A 19,868-nucleotide genomic window follows, 5' to 3' on the forward strand; every position below is an offset into this window, starting at 1 on the left:
GGGCGGGTGCCACCGGTACCGGCGGCACCCGCCCGGCCCGCCACGCCGCGAGGCCGGTCGTCGCGCCGATGAACAGCACCGCCCCCGCCGGCACCGCGAGCAGCGCCACGGCGGTTCCGGGCAGCCCCTGCCACACGCCGACGGCGTCGCCGAAGCGCCCCGGGATCCGGCTGCCCAGCGCCTGGGTGAGCGCCGCCGCGGCCACGGCTCCCAGCAGCGCGTACGCGATGTGCTGCACCAGGAAGACGCGGACCACCTGGCCCGGCGTGAACCCGATCGCCTTGAGGACGGAGATGTCCCGCAGATGGCCGCGGATGCGGGTGGCGATCGCCCCGTGCACGGCGAGCCCCGCGGCGACCAGCGCGCCGAGCCCGAACAGCGCCAGTACCTGGCCGAGGAGGCGGTTGTCGCCCTGCGCCTCGGCCCGCGCCTGCCGCCAGGTCGAGACCTCGCTGACGGCGCCGGAGCCGAGCACGGTGACCGCGCGCTGGACGATGTAGTCCGTGTCGCCGGGATCCGACAGGCGCAGTCCGATCACCTCGCCCCCCGGGTCGGGCACGGCGGACGGCAACGCCCACACCAGCCCGGGCTGCTCACCCGGCCGGTAACGCGGCTCGGCGCTGTCGGCGACGCCGAGGACGGTCAGCCTGCGCGCGGTGCCGGGCAGGGTGAGGGTGTCGCCGGGTTCGGCGAGCAGCGCGCGGGCGAGGCGGCTCTCCAGGACCACGCCGTCGGGGCTGGCCGGGTCCAGCCAGGCGCCGGACGTCAGGAGCGGCCGGCCCACGGAGGGCCGCGCCGGTGTGCCGCGCAGTTCGACGGAGGCGCGCGCGCCGCGCGAGACGACGGTCGCGGAAGCGGTGGGGTAGGGGCCGGCCACCGACTCGACGCCGTCCAGCCCGGCCAGCTTTCCCACCCGCGCGGACGGGCCGGTGTGCAGATACACGTGCGCGCCGTGCGCCTGTGCGAACACCCGCTGCCAGGGGTTGGTGGCGTACCCGAACAGCGCCGTGGCCAGCAGCAGCGACACGACGATGCCGGCGGTGGCGAGGACGAGGAACAGCGCCTCGCCACGGTGGGTGCGCAGATCGGAGTGCGCCCAGCGCAGAACGGCTCGCACCGGCTCAGCCTCTTCTCTCGCGCCACGCGGCGGCACGGTCGTCCACCCGCATGTCAGTCCCTGAGCTCCAGCACGCCGGACGTTCCCGCCCCGCGCGCAGGCGCGCCGTCCAGTTCCGCGTCGTCGGCGATCCGTCCGTCGAAGAAGCTGATCACCCGGTCGGCGGCGCTGGCCAGCCGGGCGTCGTGCGTGACCAGGACGATCGTCTGGCCGCGCCCGTGGAACCGGGTCAGCAGCCGCGTCACCTCGCGGGTGCCCTTGCTGTCCAGACTGCCCGCGGGCTCGTCCGCCAGCAGCAGCGGCGGATGGTTGACCAGGGCCCGGGCCAGCGCGACCCGTTGCTGCTCACCGCCGGACAGCTCGCCGGGCATGCTCCGTTCCTTGCCCGTCAGCCCGAGCTCGGCCAGCAGTTCCTCCCGTTCGGCCCGCGCGCGCCGGGGGGAGACCCCGGCGAGCAGGGCCGGGAGCTCCACATTGTCGGCGACCGACAGGTTGGACACCAGATTGAAGAACTGGAAGACGATGCCGATGCGTTTCCTGCGCTCGACCGCCCAGCGCGCCTCGGTGTAGTCGTCGGTGCACTCGCCGTCCAGCCAGAGGCTGCCGCTGTCCGGCCGTTGCAGACCGCCCAGCAGGTGCAGCAGCGTCGACTTCCCGGCGCCGGACGGACCGGTGATCGCCACGAATTCGCCCCGCCGCACGCGCAGGTCGACCCCGCGCACGGCATGCGCCGGGGCGCCTTCGCCGTGGTGCGTCTTGACCAGTCGCTCGGCGCGCAGCACGGGAGCGGGACTGTCGCTCACTGCGGCTCCTCCAGCTCTTCCTGGCACCGTTCCAGCCAGTCGAGGTCGGCCTGCAGGTGCAGCATCGCGCCCTCGATCAGGAGGTGCGCGACGCGGTTGTCGCGGTTCTCGGCGGCGGCCAGTTTCGACAGGTTGCGCATGGTGGTGAGGTACTGGCGCCGTTGCCTGTTGATGAGGGCGATCTGGTCGGCGAGACCGGTCTGCGGAGCGAGGGCCAGCTTCATGAAGAACTCGTCCCGCACCCGGGGTTCGTCCGCCGTCTCCTCGTACCAGGCGCGCAGTTCGTCCCGCCCGGCGTCGGTGAGGCGGTAGATCTTCTTGTTGGGCCGGCTCGACTGTTCGACCTCTTCGCCCTCGATCAGTCCCGTCTTCTCGAGACGGCCGAGGGTCACATAGATCTGGCCGACGTTCGGCTGAGGGTACGCGGACCCCAGCAGTTGCTCAAGGTCCTGCTTGAGCTCGTAACCGTGGGCCGGGCCGCGCGCGAGGAGGGCCAGGAGGGGCAGGCGCACTCGTGCTGTCCTCCTAGTCCGCGAATGTGCTCCAGGCCCTAGTATCGCCCATACCTAACAGGTATACATGGCCCCTGACGGAGGGTGAGGGCGCCCGGCGCCGGTGTACAGGGAGGAACCTATGCGGTGGATACACGCCGCCGGTAGGGGCCTCCTCGTGCTGGTGGTGGTCCTGACCGGTTATGTCGCCTCCGGCGCGCACGCCGACGACGGCACGTCGGGCGACCGCGGCCCGCTCACCCTGGCCACCGCCGGAGACCTCACCGGCTACCTCGGCCCCCTCCTCGAGGGATGGAACCGCACCCATCCCGGCGAGGAGGTCACCCTCGTGGAGCTGCCGGACTCCGCGGACGAGACCCACGCGCAGATGGCCACGGACCTGCGCGACGGCGACCGCAGCCGGTTCGACGTCCTCAACATCGACGTCAGCTGGACCTCGGAGTTCGCGGCGGCGGGCTGGATCCGCCCGCTCCCGCGGGACCGCTTCCCGCTGAAGGCGTTCCTGCGGCCGGTCGTCGACACCGCGACCTACGACGGACGGCTCTACGCCGTCCCGTACGTGACCAACGCCGGCCTGCTCCTCTACCGCAAGGACGTCCTCGCCGCGGAGGGCGTCCCGCCGCCGCGCACCTGGGCCGAGCTGGAGCGCGACGCGAAGACCATCGCCCCGAGACACGGGCTCGACGGCTACGCGGGCCAGTTCCTGCCCTACGAGGGCCTCACCGTCAACGCGGCCGAGGCCGTCTACTCGGCGGGCGGCTCGATCCTCGGCGACGAGGGCGCCCGGGTCACCGTGAACTCGGCGGCCGCCCGCGAAGGCATCGGCTTCCTCGCCCGTGGTGTGCGCGAGGGCTGGATACCGAGGCAGGCGCTCACCTACAAGGAGGAGGAGTCCAAGCAGGCCTTCCGTGACGGACGTCTGCTCTTCCTCCGCAACTGGCCCTACGCCTACGCCGTCGCGTCGGCCCCGGGCTCCCCGGTCGCCGGGAAGATCGGCGCCGTGCCGCTGCCCGGGCCGGCCGGGCCGGGCCGGAGCGTCCTCGGGGGCTCCGACCTGGCCGTCAGCACCCATGCGCGCCACCCCGACTCGGCCGCCCGGCTGATCGCCTATCTGACCAGCGAGCCCGTCCAGCGCCAGGTCCTGGTGCGCGGCGCGCTGCCGCCCGTGCGCGCCGCGCTGTACGACGACCCCGCGCTGGTGGGGGAGTTCCCGTATCTGCCGACCCTGCGCGAGAGCGTGCTCCGGGCCGCGCCGCGCCCCAAGAGCCCGCGGTACGACCAGGTCAGCCTGGTCGTGCAGGCGGTCGTGCGCGACGCGATGACCGGGCACGAGACGCCCGAGGACGCGGTGCGGCGGCTCGCGCGGGAGCTCGCGGCGGTCTCGGACCGCTAGCGCGGCACGGCGGAGCCGGGCCGGGGGCCGGGTGCGGCACCGCCCCTTCTAGTTACATGTTAGGTAACGCCCAGGCCTCACTGTGCCTGAGGATGCCCGGATAAGTCCAGGTATATCTTCCCAACTGCCCAGTAGCTTACGTCTTCTCATTGACACCCTCGCGACACCTCTACCTAACATGCATGCATAACCGCAGGGCTTGCCGCGGGGCTTACCGCAGGGCTTTCACAGAGACGGGGCAATGGGTTGAACAGGCTCCCTTGGTGGCGCGACGCCGTGATCTACCAGGTCTACGTCCGCAGTTTCCTGGACAGCACCGGTGACGGGATCGGCGATCTCGCCGGGGTCAGGGCAGGGCTGCCCTACCTCAAGAAGCTGGGCGTCGACGGGATCTGGCTGAGCCCCTTCTACCCCTCGCCGCAGCACGACCACGGCTACGACGTGGCCGACTACCGCGACGTCGACCCCGTCTTCGGCGACCTCGCCGAGTTCGACCTGCTGATGGCGGCCGCCCGCCGGCTCGGCGTCCGGGTGCTCCTGGACATCGTCCCCAACCACTGCTCCAGCGAGCACCCCTGGTTCCGCGAGGCGCTCACCGCCGCCCCCGGCAGCGCGGCCCGCGCCCGCTTCCACTTCGCCGACGGCCGCGGCCCGCACGGCGACGAGCCGCCCAACAACTGGCACGCCATGTTCGGCGGCCCGGCGTGGAGCCGGGTGACCGGGGCCGACGGCCGGCCCGGCCAGTGGTACCTGCACATGTTCACGCCCGAGCAGCCGGACTGGAACTGGCGCGACCCCGAGGTGGCCGCGGAGTTCGACCGGACGCTGCGCTTCTGGCTCGACCGGGGCGTGGACGGTTTCCGCATCGACGTGGCGGCCGGTCTCTTCAAGCACCCGGAGCTGCCCGACTCCCCGGACCCGGAGGCCGACGCCCGCACCCGCGACTCGGTCAACCCGCTCGCCTGGAACCAGCCCGAGGTGCACGACGTGTGGCGGCGCTGGCGCTCGGTGTGCGACGCGTACGCCGCACGCGACGGCCGTGAACGGCTGCTGGTGGGGGAGGTGTCCGTACCCACGGCCCGCGAACACGCCCGCTACGTCCGGCCGGACGAACTGCACCAGGCCTTCTTCTTCGACCTGCTCAGCGCCCCCTGGGACGCCGACGCCTTCCGCAAGGTCGTCTCCGAGGCCATGCAGGACATCGCCGGCACCGGCTCCACGGTCACCTGGGTCCTCAACAACCACGACCAGGTCCGCACCGTCACCCGCTACGGCGAACCCGCCACCGAGGGCAGCGGCCTCGGCCCCGCCCGCGCCCGTGCCGCCGCGCTCCTGATGCTGGCGCTGCCCGGAGCCGCGTACATCTACCAGGGCGAGGAGCTGGGCCTGCCCGAGGTCGTCGACCTGCCCGACGACGTCCTCACCGACCCGATCTTCCACCGCACCGGCAGCCGCGCCCGCATCCGTGACGGCTGCCGGGTGCCGCTGCCCTGGTCCGGGCAGGCCTCGCCGTTCGGCTTCACCTCCGGCGCCGAGAGCGCGAGGCCCTGGCTGCCGCAGCCCGAGTACTTCGCCGAGTACGCCACCGACCGCGCCCTCGCCGACACCCGCTCCTTCTGGCACCTGTACCGCGACGGCCTCCAACTGCGCGCCTCGCTCGACCAGTTGGGCGAGGGCACGCTGCGCTGGCTGGACACCGCCCCGGGCGTCCTCGGCTTCACCCGCGGTGACGGCCTCGTCTGCGCCGTCAACTTCGGCACCGCGCCCACGCCCGCACCGGTCTCCGGCACACCCCTGTTGTCCAGCGGCCCCTGCCCGGCCGGGGTGCTCCCCGGTTCGACGGCGGCCTGGTGGCTCACCGACCTCTGACCGGCCTTCCCGTACGGCCCGATCGACCGTCATTTCCCCATCCCCCGAAGGGACATCAACGATGATGCGACGACGTACCACCCTGCTCACCGGCTGCACCGCCCTGGTCCTGGCGCTCGGCGCCACCGCCTGCGGAGGCGGCGACCCGGTCGCGGCCGGCGGCGGCGACCAGGCGCTCAGCGGCCAGACCGTCACCGTGGCCGGCGTCTGGTCCGGCAGCGAGCAGAAGAACTTCCAGAAGGTGCTGGACGCGTTCGGCGACAAGACCGGCGCCAAGACGCAGTTCGTGTCCACCGGGGACAACGTCTCCACCGTCGTCGGCAGCAAGATCGAGGGCGGCAACGCCCCCGACGTGGTGATGGTCCCCCAGGTCGGCGTGTTGCAACAGTTCGCCAGGAGCGGCTGGCTCAAGCCGCTGTCCCCGACCGTCCGCAAGGCCGTCGACGGCAACTACGCGAGCGTGTGGAAGAACTACGGCAGCGTCGACGGCAGCCTCTACGGCCTCTACTTCAAGGCCGCCCACAAATCGACCGTCTGGTACAGCCCGGACGCCCTCACCCAGGCCGGCGTCAAGCCACCGACCACCTACGACGCCCTGCTGAAGGCCGGGCACACCGTCTCCGACTCCGGTCTCGCCGCCTTCTCCGTGGCCGGGCAGGACGGCTGGACGCTCACCGACTGGTTCGAGAACGTCTACCTCTCCCAGGCCGGACCAGAGAAGTACGACGCCCTCGCCGCCCACAAGCTGCCGTGGACCGACGCGTCGGTGGTCCGGGCGCTCGGCACGCTCGGCGAGCTCTTCAAGGACAAGCAGCTGATAGCCGGCGGCCGGAAGGGGGCGCTCAACACGGACTTCCCGGGCTCGGTGGAGAAGGTGTTCGGGCCGAAGCCCGAGGCGGGGATGGTCTACGAGGGCGACTTCGTCGCCGGGGTCGCCAAGGACCAGTTCGGCAGGGCCATCGGCCAGGACGCGAACTTCTTCCCCTTCCCCGCGGTCGACGGCGGCAAGGCCCCGGTGGTCAGCGGCGGCGACGCGGCCGTCGTCCTCAAGGACGGCAAGAACACCAAGGCCGGCATGGCGCTCCTGGAGTACCTGGCGACCCCCGAGGCCGCGGCCGTGTGGGCGAAGGCCGGCGGCTTCCTGTCCCCGAACAAGGCGCTCGACCTCGCCTCGTACGGCGACGACGTCACCCGGGCGACCGCCAAGTCCCTCGTGGGCGCCGGGGACTCGGTCCGCTTCGACATGTCCGACCAGGCGCCGGCGGCCTTCGGCGGCACCAAGGGCGCGGGGGAGTGGAAGCTGCTGCAGGACTTCCTGCGCGACCCGTCCGACCCGAAGGGGACCGCGGCACGGCTCGAGACCGCGGCCGCCAAGGCGTACAAGGGCTGACGGCCATGACCGCGACCCTGCTGAAAGAGGCGAGCCCACCTCCCGTCGCCGCCGCCCGCCCCGGACGCCCCAGGCGGCGGGGCCGGATCATCGCCCTGCTGTTCGCGTTCCCGGCACTGCTCCTGCTCGGCGCGCTCGTCGTCTACCCCGTGCTGTTCTCCATCGGCCGCAGCTTCTTCGACGCGTCCGGCACCCGCTTCGTGGGCGGCGACAACTACACCGAGATGTTCCACGACCCGGCCACCCTCAAGGCCGTGCGCAACACGGCCGTCTGGGTCGTCGTGGCGCCGGCCCTGCTCACCGGTCTCGGCCTGGTCCTCGCCGTCCTGGTGGAGAAGGTCCGCTGGGCGACGGCGTTCAAACTGCTGCTGTTCATGCCGATGGCGGTGTCCTTCCTCGCGGCGGGCATCATCTTCCGGCTGGCGTACGACGAGGACCCGGACAAGGGCGTCCTGAACGCCGCCGTCGTCTCGGTCCACGACGCCTTCCAGGGCACGTCGCCCTACCCCGAGGGCCGCGCCCGCGAGGGCGGGACCCTGACCGGGGACGCGGACGGCTCCTACCGGACGCGCGCGAGCGCGGCGCCGGGGGACTCGGTGGCCCTCCCCCTGGTCGGCGTCCCGCCGAAGGACCTGCCCGCGGACGCCCGGGCCGCCCATCCGGCCGCCGCCCGCAGGGCCGCGCCCGGCGAGCTGCGCGGCGTCGTCTACCTGGACTTCACCCCCGGCGGAGGAGGAGAGCAGGGCAGGGTCGACCCGCGCGAGAGCGGGCTGCCGCGGACGAAGGTCGAGGCGGTGCGCGACGGCCGGACGGTGGCGAGCACCACGACGGCCGCGGACGGCTCGTTCTCCTTCTCCGGGCTGACCGCGGGCCCGTACACGCTGAAGCTGCCCGCGTCGAACTTCGCCCAGCCCTACGACGGCGTCTCCTGGCTCGGTCCCGCGCTCGTCACCCCGGCGATCATCGGGGCGTACCTGTGGATCTGGACCGGCTTCGCGATGGTGCTCATCGGCGCGGGGCTCGCGGCACTGCCCCGCGACGCGCTCGAAGCGGCGCGCATGGACGGGGCGAACGAGTGGCAGATCTTCTGGCGGATCACCGTCCCCCTGCTGGCGCCCGTCCTGACCGTGGTCTTCGTGACGCTGGTGATCAACGTGCTGAAGGTGTTCGACCTCGTCTACATCATCGCCCCGGGCCCGGTGCAGGAGGACGCGACCGTCCTCGCCACGCAGATGTGGCTGGTGTCGTTCGGCGGCGGCAACAACCAGGGACTGGGCAGCGCCCTCGGCGTCCTGCTGCTGCTCCTGGTGGTCCCGGCCATGGTCTTCAACGTCCGTCGTTTCCGAAGGAGCCAGCGATGAACGCGGTACGGCGCGGTCTGGGCAACGGTGTCGTGCAGGTCCTGCTCGTGCTGGTGGGCCTGATCTGGGTGACGCCGCTGGCGGGGCTGTTCCTGTCCTCGCTGCGGTCCGCCCAGGACACCGCGAAGGGCGGCTGGTGGACGGTGTTCGCCGCCCCCGGGCAGCTGTCCTTCGACAACTACTCGGCGCTGCTGGCGAACTCGGGCATGACCCAGGCCTTCTGGAACACGGTGCTGATCTCGGTGCCGACGACCGTCCTGGTCGTGGTGCTCGCTGCCCTGGCCGGATACGCGTTCGCGTGGCTGGACTTCCCGGGCCGGGACGCCGTCTTCCTCGGCGTGGTGGCGCTGCTGGTGGTGCCCGTGCAGATCGGGCTGCTGCCGGTGGCCAAACTCTTCGGACAGCTGGGCCTGTTCGGCACGATCCCCGGCGTGGTGCTGTTCCACGTGGCCTACGGGCTGCCGTTCGCGGTGTTCCTGCTGCGCAACTACTTCGCCGAGATGCCGAAGGAGATGCTGGAGGCGGCCCGGATGGACGGCGGCAGCGAATGGCGGATCTTCACCCGGCTGGTGTTGCCGGTGGGCCGGCCCGCCCTCGCGAGCCTCGCCATCTTCCAGTTCCTGTGGGTGTGGAACGACATGCTCGTGGCCCTGCTGTTCGCCGACAGCTCCGCACAGCCCCTGACCGTCGCCCTGCAGTCCCAGGTACGGCAGTTCGGCAGCAACATCGACGTACTGGCCCCGGGCGCGTTCCTGTCCCTGATCGTCCCGGTGGCCGTGTTCTTCGCCTTCCAACGGCACTTCGTGCAGGGGGTGATGGCGGGGTCGGTCAAGTAGCCCCGCCCGACCGGGAGTTCCGCCCCAAAACGCGGGCGCCGGCGTGGGCGGCGGGGGTGGGACACCCCCGCCGCCCCTCGCTCACGGCGAGGCCGGAGGGTACAGCGACCTCGGCAGCCGGGAGGCCGCCGCCGAGTCCAGCAGCCACAGCGTGCGGGACCGGCCCCGGGCGCCCGCCGCCGGGGCCTGGATCTCGCCCGCGCCGGACAGCGCGATCGCCGCGGCCTGCGCCTTGTCCTCGCCGGCCGCGAGCAGCCACACCTCGCGGGCCGCCCGGATCGCCGGGAGGGTGAGGGTGACCCGGGTCGGCGGGGGCTTGGGCGCGCCGCGCACGCCCACCACCGTGCGCTCGGTCTCCCGCACGGCGGGCAGCTCCGGGAAGAGCGAGGCCACATGGGTGTCCGGGCCGACGCCCAGCATCAGGACGTCGAACGTGGGCACGGCGCCATGGTTGCCGGGACCGGCCGCGCGGGCCAGCTCCTCGGCGTAGGCGACCGCGGCCGCCTCCACGTCCGTGCCGTGCGGACCGTCGGACGCGGGCATGGCGTGCACGCGCTCGGGGTCCACGGGGACGGAGTCCAGCAGGGCCTCGCGGGCCTGCGTGACGTTGCGCTCCGGGTCGCCCTCGGGCAGGAACCGTTCGTCGCCCCACCACAGGTCGAGACGGCTCCAGTCGACGGCGTCCCGGGCCGGCGCGGCCGCCAGCGCGGCGAGCAGTCCGTTGCCGTTGCGGCCGCCCGTGAGGACCACGGACGCCAGGCCCCGGGAGGCCTGGGCGTCCACGATCTTCGTGATCAGACGGGCCGCGGCGGCCTGCGCCATCAGCTCCTTGTCGTGGTGCACGACCAGCTGAGGGGTGCTCACTGCGGATCCGCTTTCCTGACCGGGGGCATCTGCGCCGGAGAGGGCCGGTCCGCGTCGCCCTGGCTCGCCGGGACGGCGGCCGGACGGGCCGGTTCGGCCTCGCGGTCGGCGGCCGCAGGCTCCGTCACCGTGCGCACCGGGAGAGCCGGCGTGGGCTGAGCGGCCGCCGCGGCCCGCTCCGCCTCGCGCTCCGCGGCCGACTGGCCGCCGAGCCGGTCCACGCCGAACCGCAGCGCGGACGCGTACGTGTCGTCGGGGTCGAGCCTGCGCAGCTCCTCCGCGAGCAGCTCGGACGTCTCACGCCGCTTGAGCGCCACCGCGCGGTCCGGCTGGCCCGGCAGGGCCAGGGTGGCCATCGCCCCGTCCGACCGGTGCAGCGTGATCGGGCCGCCGGTGGTCTCCATCCGGACCTGGGTCAGACCCGGGCCGGCCGAGACCGCGCGACGGACGTGGACGTGGAGCCGGTCGGCGAGCCACATGGCGAGCAGCTCGACGCTCGGGTTGGCCTCCTCGCCCGCTACTTCGGCGGACACGATCTCGCAGCTGACCTGGTCGAGGGCGGCGGCCAGCATCGAGCGCCACGGGGTGATCCGGGCCCACGCCAGGTCGGTGTCGCCCGGCTCGTAGCTGTCGGCCCGGGCCCGCAGTTCACCGATGGGCTTCTCGGCCGCGTAGCTGTCGGTGACCCGGCGCTGGCCCAGGGCGCCCAGCGGATCGCCCGCCGGGTCGCGCGGGGCGTCCACCGACCACCAGACCACCACCGGCGCGTCCGGCAGCAGCAGTGGCAGGACAACCGACTGGGCGTGGTCGGACACCTCGCCGTACAGCCGGAGGATGACCGTCTCGCCGCTGCCGGCGTCCGCGCCCAGCCGCACCTCGGCGTCCAGGCGGGACTGGGTGCGGCCCCGGGAAGAGCGCGAGACGCGCTTGATGACCACCAGCGTGCGCGAGGGATGCTCGTGCGACGCGTCGTCGGCGGCCTTCAGGGCGTCGTAGGCGTTCTCCTCGTCCGTGACGACGACGAGGGTGAGCACCATGCCGACGGCGGGGGTGCCTATCGCGCGGCGGCCCTGCACCAACGCCTTGTTGATCTTGCTGGCAGTGGTGTCCGTGAGGTCTGTCTTCATGGCCGGCGCCAGCTCCGTCCGTCTCGCTCGAGCATCTGCTCGGCCTCGACCGGCCCCCATGTGCCGGACGGGTACTGCGCGGGCTTGCCGTTCTTGTCCCAGTACTGCTCGATCGGGTCGAGGATCTTCCAGGACAGTTCCACCTCTTCCGTGCGGGGGAAGAGGTTCGAGTCGCCCAGCAGCACATCGAGGATCAGCCGCTCGTACGCCTCGGGCGAGGACTCCGTGAAGGACTCGCCGTAGGCGAAGTCCATCGACACGTCCCGGATCTCCATCGACGTGCCGGGGACCTTGGAGCCGAAGCGGACCGTGATGCCCTCGTCCGGCTGGACGCGGATGACGATCGCGTTGGCCCCGAGCTCCTCGGTGGCGGTGGAGTCGAAGGGGGAGTGCGGCGCCCGCTGGAAGACGACCGCGATCTCCGTGACCCGGCGGCCGAGGCGCTTGCCGGTGCGCAGATAGAACGGGACGCCCGCCCAGCGGCGGTTGTCCACGCCCAGCTTGACGGCCGCGTAGGTGTCGGTCTTCGACTTGGGGTCGATGCCGTCCTCTTCGAGATAGCCGACGGCCTTCTCGCCGCCCTGCCAGCCCGCCGCGTACTGACCGCGCACGGTGTCGCGGCCCAGGTCCTTCGGCAGCCGGACGGCGCCGAGCACCTTGGTCTTCTCGGCGGCGAGCGCGTCCGCGTCGAAGGAGGCCGGCTCCTCCATGGCCGTGAGCGCCATGAGCTGGAGCAGGTGGTTCTGGATGACGTCACGGGCGGCGCCGATGCCGTCGTAGTAGCCGGCCCGGCCGCCGATGCCGATGTCCTCGGCCATGGTGATCTGCACGTGGTCCACGAAGGACCGGTTCCAGATCGGCTCGAACATGGTGTTGGCGAAGCGGAGCGCCAGGATGTTCTGGACGGTCTCCTTGCCGAGGTAGTGGTCGATGCGGAAGACCTGGTCCGAGCCGAAGACCTCGTGCACGACCTTGTTGAGCTCCTCGGCCGAGGCGAGGTCGTGGCCGAAGGGCTTCTCGATGACCGCCCGCCGCCAGGAGCCGTTCTTCTGGTCGGCCAGCCCGTGCTTCTTCAGCTGCTGGATGACCACCGGGAAGGAGCGCGGCGGCACGGACAGGTAGAAGGCGAAGTTGCCGCCCGTGCCCTGTGCCTTGTCGAGTTCCTCGATGGTGGCGCGCAGCCGCTCGAAGGCCTCGTCGTCGTCGAAGGTGCCCTGGACGAAGCGCATGCCCTGGACGAGCTGCTGCCAGACCTCCTCGCGGAAGGGCGTGCGGGCGTGCTCCTTGACCGCGTCGTGGACCTCCTGTGCGAAGTCCTCGTGCTCCCACTCGCGGCGGGCGAAGCCGACCAGCGAGAAGCCCGGCGGCAGCAGACCCCGGTTGGCGAGGTCGTACACGGCGGGCATGAGCTTCTTCCGGGACAGGTCGCCCGTGACGCCGAAGATGACCAGGCCCGACGGCCCCGCGATACGCGGGAGCCGTCGGTCGGCGGGGTCACGGAGCGGGTTGGCTCCGGGACCGGAAAGGCCGGAAAGGGGCGACAAGTTCTCAGCCCTCCGAGGGGGCGAGGCGCTCCAGCTCTGCCTCGGTCGACTTGAGCAGGTCGTTCCAGGACGCCTCGAACTTGTCGACGCCCTCGTCCTCGAGGAGCTGGACCACCTCGTCGTAGGAGATCCCGAGCTTCTCGACGGCGTCGATCTCGGCGCGGGCCTGCTCGTAGGTGCCGGCGATGGTGTTGCCGGTGATCCGCCCGCGGTCCTCGGCGGCGAACAGGGTCGCCTCCGGCATGGTGTTCACCGTGTTCGGCGCCACCAGGTCGTCCACGTACAGGGTGTCCTTGTAGGCGGGGTCCTTCACACCGGTGGAGGCCCACAGCGGACGCTGCTTGTTGGCGCCCGCCTTCTCCAGCGCGGCCCAGCGCTCGCCGGCGAAGACCTCCTCGTACGCCTGGTAGGCGAGCCGCGCGTTGGCGAGACCGGCCTTGCCGCGGGCGGCCTTGGCCTCGTCGGTGCCGAGCGCGTCGAGCCGCTTGTCGATCTCGGTGTCCACGCGGGACACGAAGAAGGACGCCACGGAGTGGATCTTCGACAGGTCCAGGCCGCGCTCCTTGGCCTGCTCCAGGCCGGACAGGTAGGCGTCCATGACCTGGCGGTAGCGCTCCAGCGAGAAGATCAGCGTGACGTTGACGCTGATGCCCAGGCCGATGACCTCGGTGATGGCCGGCAGGCCGCCCATCGTGGCCGGGATCTTGATGAGCGTGTTGGGGCGGTCGACCAGCCAGGCGAGCTGCTTGGCCTCGGCGACCGTCGGCTTGGTGTGGTGCGCCAGGCGCGGGTCGACCTCGATGGACACCCGGCCGTCCTGGCCGCCGGTGGCGTCGAAGACCGGGCGCAGGATGTCGGCGGCGTCACGGACGTCCGCCGTCGTGATCATGCGGATGGCCTCTTCGACGGTCACCTTGCGGGCGGCGAGGTCCGACAGCTGCTGGTCGTAGCCGTCGCCCTGCGAGATCGCCTTCTGGAAGATCGACGGGTTGGTGGTGACGCCCACGACGTGCTGCTGGTCGATCAGCTCGGCGAGGTTGCCGGACGTGATCCGCTTGCGCGACAGGTCGTCCAGCCAGATCGCGACGCCTTCTTCGGAGAGGCGCTTGAGTGCGTCTGTCATGGAATTACATCTCCTACGGTCGTATGTGAGCGTCAGCGCTGGGCGGCGGCGAGGGATTCCCGGGCCTTCGCGGCCACGTTCTCGGCAGTGAAGCCGTACTCCTGGAAGAGGACCTTGCCGTCGGCGGAAGCACCGAAGTGCTCCAGGGAAACGATGCGACCGGCGTCACCGACGTACTTGTGCCAGGTCAGACCGATACCCGCCTCGACCGCGACGCGGGCCCTGACGGACGGGGGCAGGACGCTGTCCCGGTACCCCTGGTCCTGCTCCTCGAACCACTCCACGGACGGCATCGACACGACGCGCGTGGGCACGCCGTCGGCTTCCAGCCGCTCGCGCGCCTCGACGGCGACGTGCACCTCGGAGCCGGTCGCGACGAGGATCGCCTCCGGCGTCCCCGTGGAGGCCTCGAACAGCACGTACCCGCCCTTGGCGGCGTCCTCGTTCGGCTCGTAGGTGGGCACGCCCTGGCGGGTGAGGACCAGGCCGTGCGGGGCGCCCTTGCCGAAGACCTTCGTCCAGCGCTTGAGGATCTCGCGCCAGGCGATCGCGGTCTCGTTGGCGTCGGCCGGGCGGACCACGTTCAGGCCCGGGATGGCGCGCAGCGACGCGAGGTGCTCGACCGGCTGGTGGGTCGGACCGTCCTCGCCGAGGCCGATGGAGTCGTGCGTCCAGACGTACGTCACCGGGACGTGCATCAGGGCCGACAGCCGGACGGCGTTGCGCATGTAGTCGGAGAACACCAGGAAGGTGCCGCCGTAGATGCGGGTGTTGCCGTGCAGGGCGATGCCGTTCATCTCCGCGGCCATCGAGTGCTCACGGATGCCGAAGTGCACGGTGCGGCCGTACGGGCTCGCCTCGGGCAGCGGGTTGCCCTCGGGCAGGAACGACGACGTCTTGTCGATCGTCGTGTTGTTGGAGCCGGCGAGGTCGGCGGAGCCGCCCCACAGTTCGGGGATCACCGCGCCGAGCGCCTGGAGCACCTTGCCGGACGCGGCACGCGTGGCGACGCCCTTGCCGGGCTCGAAGACCGGGAGCTTCTCCTCCCAGCCGGCCGGCAGCTCGCCCGCGGCGATGCGGTCGTACTCGGCGGCGCGGTCGGGGTTGTTGTCCCGCCACTGCTGGAAGGACTTCTCCCACACGGCGCGGGCCGCCTGGCCGCGCTCCAGGGCGCCCCGGGTGTGCGCGATGACGTCGCCCGCGACGTCGAACGACTTGTCCGGGTCGAAGCCCAGGACGCGCTTGGTGGCCGCGACCTCGTCGTCGCCGAGGGCCGAGCCGTGGGCGGCCTCGGTGTTCTGCGCGTTCGGCGCGGGCCAGGCGATGATCGAGCGCATCGCGATGAAGGACGGCTTGTCCGTCACCGCCTTCGCGGCCTCGATCGCGTCGTAGAGGGCGTGCGGGTCCAGGTCGCCGTCCGGCTTCGGGGCCACGCGCTGCACGTGCCAGCCGTAGGCCTCGTACCGCTTGACGGTGTCCTCGGACACGGCCGTCTCGGTGTCGCCCTCGATCGAGATGTGGTTGTCGTCCCACAGCAGGATCAGGTTGCCGAGCTTCTGGTGGCCGGCCATCGAGGACGCCTCCGCGGAGATGCCCTCCTGCAGGCAGCCGTCGCCGGCGATCGCGAAGACGAAGTGGTCGAAGGGCGACTCGCCCTGCGGGGCCTCGGGGTCGAACAGGCCGCGCTCGTAGCGGGCGGCCATGGCCATGCCCACGGCGTTGGCGACGCCCTGGCCCAGCGGGCCGGTGGTCGTCTCGACGCCCGTGGTGTGGCCGTACTCCGGGTGCCCCGGGGTCTTCGAACCCCAGGTGCGGAACGACTTCAGGTCGTCCAGCTCCAGACCGAAGCCGGCCAGGTACAGCTGGGTGTAGAGCGTCAGGGACGAGTGTCCCGCGGACAGCACGAAGCGGTCGCGGCCGACCCAGTCGGCGTCCGCCGGGTCGTGCCGCATCACCTTCTGGAAGAGGGTGTACGCGGCAGGCGCGAGGCTCATCGCCGTACCGGGATGGCCGTTGCCGACCTTCTGTACGGCGTCGGCGGCCAGGACGCGGGCGGTGTCCACGGCCCGCTGGTCCAGTTCGGTCCACTCGAGGTCTGTGGTGGTCGGCTTGGTGCTCACCCTGGGTCAGGGCTCCTCTCCACATGTCACGCATGTCGAATGCCGGTGCACGCGGCGCCCACCGGCCGTTGTCGAGCCTACCCCCGTGCGAACGCGCATTTTTTCGAGTCATTACAGACTGCCGGGTAGCTTCGCGATCCGCCTCCCGACCGGTGTGTTCCCTGTTCGGCAAGTGAATACGGAGCCGCTCGTACGAGTGCTCAACAGAGTGCCTCCCGGCTCTTCCGGGGGCGTCGTCCAACACGACCCCACCCCCGCGAATATCGGGGTATGGGCAACGTCTACAGTGGCGTGGTACGCGCGAGCCTTTACGGGGAGTTCACACCCGGGGCTTGCTGGGAGTCTCTGTCAGGGGTGTGCGTGACGGCCGTTGAATCCCGTCCAGTAGGGATCGTCGGGGCGAGCCAGAGCCCGAGCCGGCGGCCGGTCGGGGCCCGGGTCAAGGCGTTCGTGGCGCTGACGAAGCCGCGGATCATCGAACTGCTGCTGATCACCACCGTCCCGGTGATGTTCTTGGCGCAGCAGGGCGTACCGGACCTCGGGCTCGTCCTTCTGACCTGCCTCGGCGGCTACCTGTCCGCGGGCGGCGCGAACGCCCTCAACATGTACATCGACCGCGACATCGACGCGCTGATGGACCGCACCTCGCAGCGGCCGCTGGTCACCGGGATGGTCAGCCCGCGTGAATGCCTCGCCTTCGGCATCACCCTCGCGGTGGGTTCGACCCTGCTGTTCGGGCTGACCGTGAACTGGCTGTCGGCCTGGCTCGCGCTCGGCGCGCTCCTCTTCTATGTGGTCGTCTACACGATGATCCTCAAGCGCCGCACCTCGCAGAACATCGTGTGGGGCGGCATCGCCGGCTGCATGCCGGTGCTGATCGGCTGGTCCTCGGTCACGGACTCCCTCTCCTGGGCCCCGGTCGTCCTCTTCCTCGTGATGTTCTTCTGGACGCCGCCGCACTACTGGCCGCTGTCGATGAAGGTCAGGGACGACTACGCGCGCGTGGGCGTGCCGATGCTGCCGGTCGTCGCCTCCAACAAGGTCGTCGCGCGCCAGATCGTCCTCTACAGCTGGGTGATGGTCGCCGTCTCGCTGCTGCTGCAGCCGCTCGGCTACACCGGCTGGTTCTACACGGCGGTGGCGCTGGCGGCGGGCGGCTGGTGGCTGTGGGAGGCGCACGGACTGCAGAACCGGGCCAAGGCCGAGGTCACGGGCGGGAAGCTCAAGGAGATGCGGCTGTTCCACTGGTCCATCACCTATGTGTCGCTGCTGTTCGTGGCCGTCGCGGTGGATCCCTTCCTGCGCTGACGTCCGCCGTACGGCCCGACGGCCGGGGCGCGTGGTCAAGGCCACGCACCCCGGCCGTCGCCGTTCCGGCTACCCGTCGGTAGCATCCTGGCCATGGCAGACACCAAGCAGGTTGACGAGGCGGCCGACGCCAAGCGGGCCGCCAGGGCCGAGCGCCGGGCGGCACGGCTCGCCAAGCGGATCGGCGCGTTCTCCAAGGCGCACGGCGGAGCCGAGAGCCAGATCGCGTACATCGGCGAGCGCGGCGCCCGCATCGTGCTCGTCGGCGAGGACGGCGGCTGGGGCGACCTGGTGGCCCCCTCGGTCGCCGTGGCCGAGCAGGCCGTGCGGAAGGCCGGGATCACCGCCCACGAATCCTTCGACGGCGAGTTCGCGGCGAAGGTGCGCACAGGGCCGTACGAGTGGACGCGGATGGCGGGCATCCAGGTCGGCGGACCGAAGAACGGCTGATCCCCCTCTCACGCAACACCTGACACCCGGTTCACCCGTTAGGACCCGTGGAAGCGACGTGGTCCATCTCCCGGGGGTCCGGATGCTCGAAACGCCGTCCTTGGTGGACCAGTACTGCCACGGCGTCCTGAGAACGGAGCTGGGCCTCGGCACCTTCGAGGCCCAGCTGGCCCGCACCGAGGGCCCGCCCGCGCCGGGCACGACGCTCTTCGACACGCAGACCGGGTTCGCGGTACGCCGCTGGTGCCCCCCGCTCCTCGGCCTGGAACCGCACGCCCCGCCCGCCCGCTATCTCGCCCGGCGTCGTGAACTCGGCGTACTGGAATCGGGCCGCCGGCTGCTGCGGGGCAGCGGCATCACCACCTACCTGGTCGACACGGGTCTGCCCGGGGACCTCACCGGGCCCGGCGAGCTGGCCGGCGCGGGAGCGGCCGAGGCCCGCGAGATCGTGCGGCTGGAACTCCTCGCCGAGCAGGTCGCCGACACCTCCGGAACGGTCGAGTCCTTTCTCGCCAACCTCGCCGAGGCGGTCCACGGGGCGGCCGCGACCGCCGTGGCCTTCACCTCCGTCGCCGGGGTCCGGCACGGACTGGCCCTCGCCCCGGAGGCGCCCGGCCCGGGGGAGGTGCGGGGCGCCGCCGGGCGCTGGCTGGCCGCCCGCCGGGTCGGCGGCGAACTGAGCGACCCGGTACTGCTGCGGCACCTGCTGTGGATCGCCGTCGCCTCGGAGCTGCCCCTGCAACTGCACGCCGGACTCGGGGCGCCCGGAGCGCGCATCGACCGCACCGACCCCGCCCTGCTCACCGACTTCGTCCGGGCCACCGCGGGCCTGGGCACCGACCTCGTCCTGCTGCACGGCTACCCCTACCACCGCCACGCCGCCCATCTCGCCGGGGTCTTCCCGCACGTGTACGCCGACTCGGGCGCCGCGCTCGTGCGGACCGGCGCCCGCGCGGCGACGATCCTCGCGGAGATCCTGGAGATGGCCCCCTTCGGCAAGATCCTCTTCTCCAGCGGAGCCCAGGGCCTGCCCGAGCTGCACGTGGTCGGGGCGATGCTGTTCCGCGAGGCCCTGGCCCGGGTGCTGGGAGCCTGGGTCGCGGAGGGCGCGTGGTCGCCGGGGGACGCGCAACGGGTCGCGGGCCTGATCGCCGCGGGCAACGCGCACCGGGTGTACCGGCTGGGCTGAGGCGGGAAGACTGGGCGCGTGACCAGTCCCACGGACGACTTACTGGACCGATTCCGCACCGGACTCGCGGCGGTGGAGCCGGTCGCCGTCTGGGCCCACGGCTCGCTCGCCGGGGGCGACTACCAGGAGGGCCGCAGCGACCTGGACCTCATCGCGGTTCTGCCGGGCCCCCTCGCCCCGCGCACGGTGTGGGCCCTGGCCCGGCTGCACGCCCGGCTGCGCGGCGAGCCGCTCGCCCCGCTGCTGCACTGCACCTACCTCACCCCCCGGAGCGCGGCCGGCCCTGAGCGGCGGCACCTCACCTGGGCGCACGGCAAGCTGTTCCGGCGGCCCGTCACCCCGGTGACCCGGCGTGAACTGCTCGACTTCGGCAGGGTGCTGCACGGGGAGTCGCCCCACGCGCTGCTGCCGCCGGTCCCCGACCGCGCGCTCCGCGACTTCGTCGTGCGCGACCAGCGCGACAACTGGCGTCCCGCGGTCGACATGGTCCGCCTCTGGCGCCGGGACGTCTGGGTCGACCTCGGGCTGCTGACCTTCGCCCGGGCCACGGTGACCGTGCGGGACGGCCGGCTGATCACCAAGCGCCAGGCCCTCGACGAACTGCCCGGACTGGGCGCGCCCGCCGAGGTCGTGGCGGACGTGGCCCGGCGCCGGTACGGAACCGGCGGTCGAGGCGCGGGCGGCGGCACGGCCGACGCGGACTGGCCGGCCCGCCGCGCCGAGCTGACCCGCGCCTACCTGGCGCCCGCGATCGACGATCTGGTCGCCGGGTACGCGTGACGCGTCCCGCCTGAGCACCACATGTCACCCCGTACGCCCCGTACGCGAGGCCCGGGGGCGTGTGGCCCGCGCGGGAGACTCA

Annotated in this window: 17 protein-coding genes; 9 read left to right on the forward strand and 8 right to left on the reverse strand. The window is 72.1% G+C overall.

The window, feature by feature from the left end; translation table 11 throughout:
• The 3 genes from BG482_RS23565 to BG482_RS23575 form a co-directional block, all read right to left on the reverse strand.
• Positions 1–1,117, reverse strand: a 1,117-nt coding sequence (locus BG482_RS23565) for an FtsX-like permease family protein (RefSeq protein ID WP_141746659.1), incomplete at its 3' end; no start/stop codon positions are given.
• A gap of 53 nt (positions 1,118–1,170) precedes the next feature.
• Complete coding sequence (locus BG482_RS23570; RefSeq protein ID WP_069771102.1) at positions 1,171–1,920, reverse strand: ABC transporter ATP-binding protein; 750 nt, start codon at positions 1,918–1,920, stop codon at positions 1,171–1,173.
• A complete protein-coding gene (locus BG482_RS23575) occupies positions 1,917–2,432 on the reverse strand; it encodes a PadR family transcriptional regulator (protein ID WP_069771103.1) in 516 nt (171 codons plus the stop codon). Before BG482_RS23575 ends, BG482_RS23570 begins: the two co-directional genes overlap by 4 nt.
• Positions 2,433–2,553: 121 nt before the next feature.
• Here BG482_RS23575 and BG482_RS23580 point away from each other — a divergent pair, with 121 nt between their 5' ends.
• The 5 genes from BG482_RS23580 (at position 2,554) to BG482_RS23600 (ending at position 9,281) form a co-directional block, all read left to right on the forward strand.
• Positions 2,554–3,825 carry an ABC transporter substrate-binding protein gene (locus BG482_RS23580; RefSeq protein ID WP_069771104.1) on the forward strand — a complete coding sequence of 424 codons (1,272 nt, stop codon included), beginning with the start codon at positions 2,554–2,556 and terminating at the stop codon, positions 3,823–3,825.
• 246 nt (positions 3,826–4,071) lie between these two features.
• On the forward strand, positions 4,072–5,694 hold the full coding sequence (locus BG482_RS23585) for an alpha-amylase family glycosyl hydrolase (protein WP_069771105.1): 1,623 nt from the start codon (positions 4,072–4,074) through the stop codon (positions 5,692–5,694).
• A gap of 61 nt (positions 5,695–5,755) precedes the next feature.
• Entirely contained in the window at positions 5,756–7,084 is a 1,329-nt protein-coding gene (locus tag BG482_RS23590) for an ABC transporter substrate-binding protein (RefSeq protein ID WP_069771106.1), read from the forward strand.
• Between the two features lie 5 nt (positions 7,085–7,089).
• The gene (locus BG482_RS23595; protein WP_069771107.1) at positions 7,090–8,445 is read left to right on the forward strand and encodes an ABC transporter permease subunit; all 1,356 of its coding nucleotides are present in this window, start codon (positions 7,090–7,092) and stop codon (positions 8,443–8,445) included.
• Positions 8,442–9,281, forward strand: coding sequence for a carbohydrate ABC transporter permease (locus BG482_RS23600; RefSeq protein WP_069771108.1), 840 nt, complete (start codon positions 8,442–8,444; stop codon positions 9,279–9,281). The genes BG482_RS23595 and BG482_RS23600 overlap by 4 nt, the downstream gene beginning before the upstream one ends.
• An 81-nt stretch (positions 9,282–9,362) precedes the next feature.
• Here the strand turns inward: BG482_RS23600 and pgl are convergent, their stop codons facing one another.
• From pgl to tkt, 5 genes are read right to left on the reverse strand one after another with little or no spacing between them, the layout of a single operon-like run.
• Positions 9,363–10,145 carry a 6-phosphogluconolactonase gene (pgl, locus tag BG482_RS23605; protein WP_069771109.1) on the reverse strand — a complete coding sequence of 261 codons (783 nt, stop codon included), beginning with the start codon at positions 10,143–10,145 and terminating at the stop codon, positions 9,363–9,365.
• Positions 10,142–11,272 carry a glucose-6-phosphate dehydrogenase assembly protein OpcA gene (gene opcA / locus BG482_RS23610; protein ID WP_069771110.1) on the reverse strand — a complete coding sequence of 377 codons (1,131 nt, stop codon included), beginning with the start codon at positions 11,270–11,272 and terminating at the stop codon, positions 10,142–10,144. The genes pgl and opcA overlap by 4 nt, the downstream gene beginning before the upstream one ends.
• Positions 11,269–12,816 carry a glucose-6-phosphate dehydrogenase gene (gene zwf, locus BG482_RS23615; protein ID WP_069771111.1) on the reverse strand — a complete coding sequence of 516 codons (1,548 nt, stop codon included), beginning with the start codon at positions 12,814–12,816 and terminating at the stop codon, positions 11,269–11,271. Before zwf ends, opcA begins: the two co-directional genes overlap by 4 nt.
• Before the next feature lie 4 nt (positions 12,817–12,820).
• A complete protein-coding gene (tal, locus tag BG482_RS23620; RefSeq protein WP_069771112.1) occupies positions 12,821–13,939 on the reverse strand; it encodes a transaldolase in 1,119 nt (372 codons plus the stop codon).
• 32 nt (positions 13,940–13,971) lie between these two features.
• Positions 13,972–16,059: a transketolase gene (tkt, locus tag BG482_RS23625; protein ID WP_069771113.1), complete on the reverse strand. Its 2,088-nt coding sequence runs from the start codon at positions 16,057–16,059 to the stop codon at positions 13,972–13,974.
• Between the two features lie 354 nt (positions 16,060–16,413).
• Between tkt and BG482_RS23630 the strand changes: the two genes are divergently transcribed.
• From BG482_RS23630 to BG482_RS23645, 4 genes are all read left to right on the forward strand, one after another.
• Positions 16,414–17,367 (forward strand): heme o synthase, encoded by a 954-nt coding sequence (locus BG482_RS23630; protein ID WP_069771114.1) that lies wholly within the window; start codon positions 16,414–16,416, stop codon positions 17,365–17,367.
• Positions 17,368–17,460: 93 nt separating this feature from the next.
• Positions 17,461–17,817, forward strand: a complete 357-nt coding sequence (locus BG482_RS23635; protein WP_069771115.1) for a hypothetical protein — start codon at positions 17,461–17,463, stop codon at positions 17,815–17,817.
• Between the two features lie 82 nt (positions 17,818–17,899).
• A complete protein-coding gene (locus tag BG482_RS23640) occupies positions 17,900–19,006 on the forward strand; it encodes an amidohydrolase family protein (RefSeq protein ID WP_069771189.1) in 1,107 nt (368 codons plus the stop codon).
• A gap of 18 nt (positions 19,007–19,024) precedes the next feature.
• Entirely contained in the window at positions 19,025–19,786 is a 762-nt protein-coding gene (locus BG482_RS23645; protein WP_069771116.1) for a nucleotidyltransferase domain-containing protein, read from the forward strand.
• Positions 19,787–19,868: the final 82 nt, after the last annotated feature.

Origin of the sequence: Streptomyces sp. LUP30 (assembly GCF_001746365.1) — a bacterium.
Lineage (GTDB): Bacteria > Actinomycetota > Actinomycetes > Streptomycetales > Streptomycetaceae > Streptomyces.

Excerpts from the sequence above, each read along its gene's own strand:
- tal (WP_069771112.1), bottom strand. The coding sequence starts at position 13,939 with ATGACAGACGCACTCAAGCGCCTCTCCGAAGAAGGCGTCGCGATCTGG.
- opcA (WP_069771110.1), bottom strand. The coding sequence starts at position 11,272 with ATGAAGACAGACCTCACGGACACCACTGCCAGCAAGATCAACAAGGCG.
- BG482_RS23640 (WP_069771189.1), top strand. The coding sequence starts at position 17,900 with ATGCTCGAAACGCCGTCCTTGGTGGACCAGTACTGCCACGGCGTCCTG.
- BG482_RS23635 (WP_069771115.1), top strand. The coding sequence starts at position 17,461 with ATGGCAGACACCAAGCAGGTTGACGAGGCGGCCGACGCCAAGCGGGCC.
- BG482_RS23595 (WP_069771107.1), top strand. The coding sequence starts at position 7,090 with ATGACCGCGACCCTGCTGAAAGAGGCGAGCCCACCTCCCGTCGCCGCC.
- BG482_RS23600 (WP_069771108.1), top strand. The coding sequence starts at position 8,442 with ATGAACGCGGTACGGCGCGGTCTGGGCAACGGTGTCGTGCAGGTCCTG.
- BG482_RS23590 (WP_069771106.1), top strand. The coding sequence starts at position 5,756 with ATGATGCGACGACGTACCACCCTGCTCACCGGCTGCACCGCCCTGGTC.
- BG482_RS23580 (WP_069771104.1), top strand. The coding sequence starts at position 2,554 with ATGCGGTGGATACACGCCGCCGGTAGGGGCCTCCTCGTGCTGGTGGTG.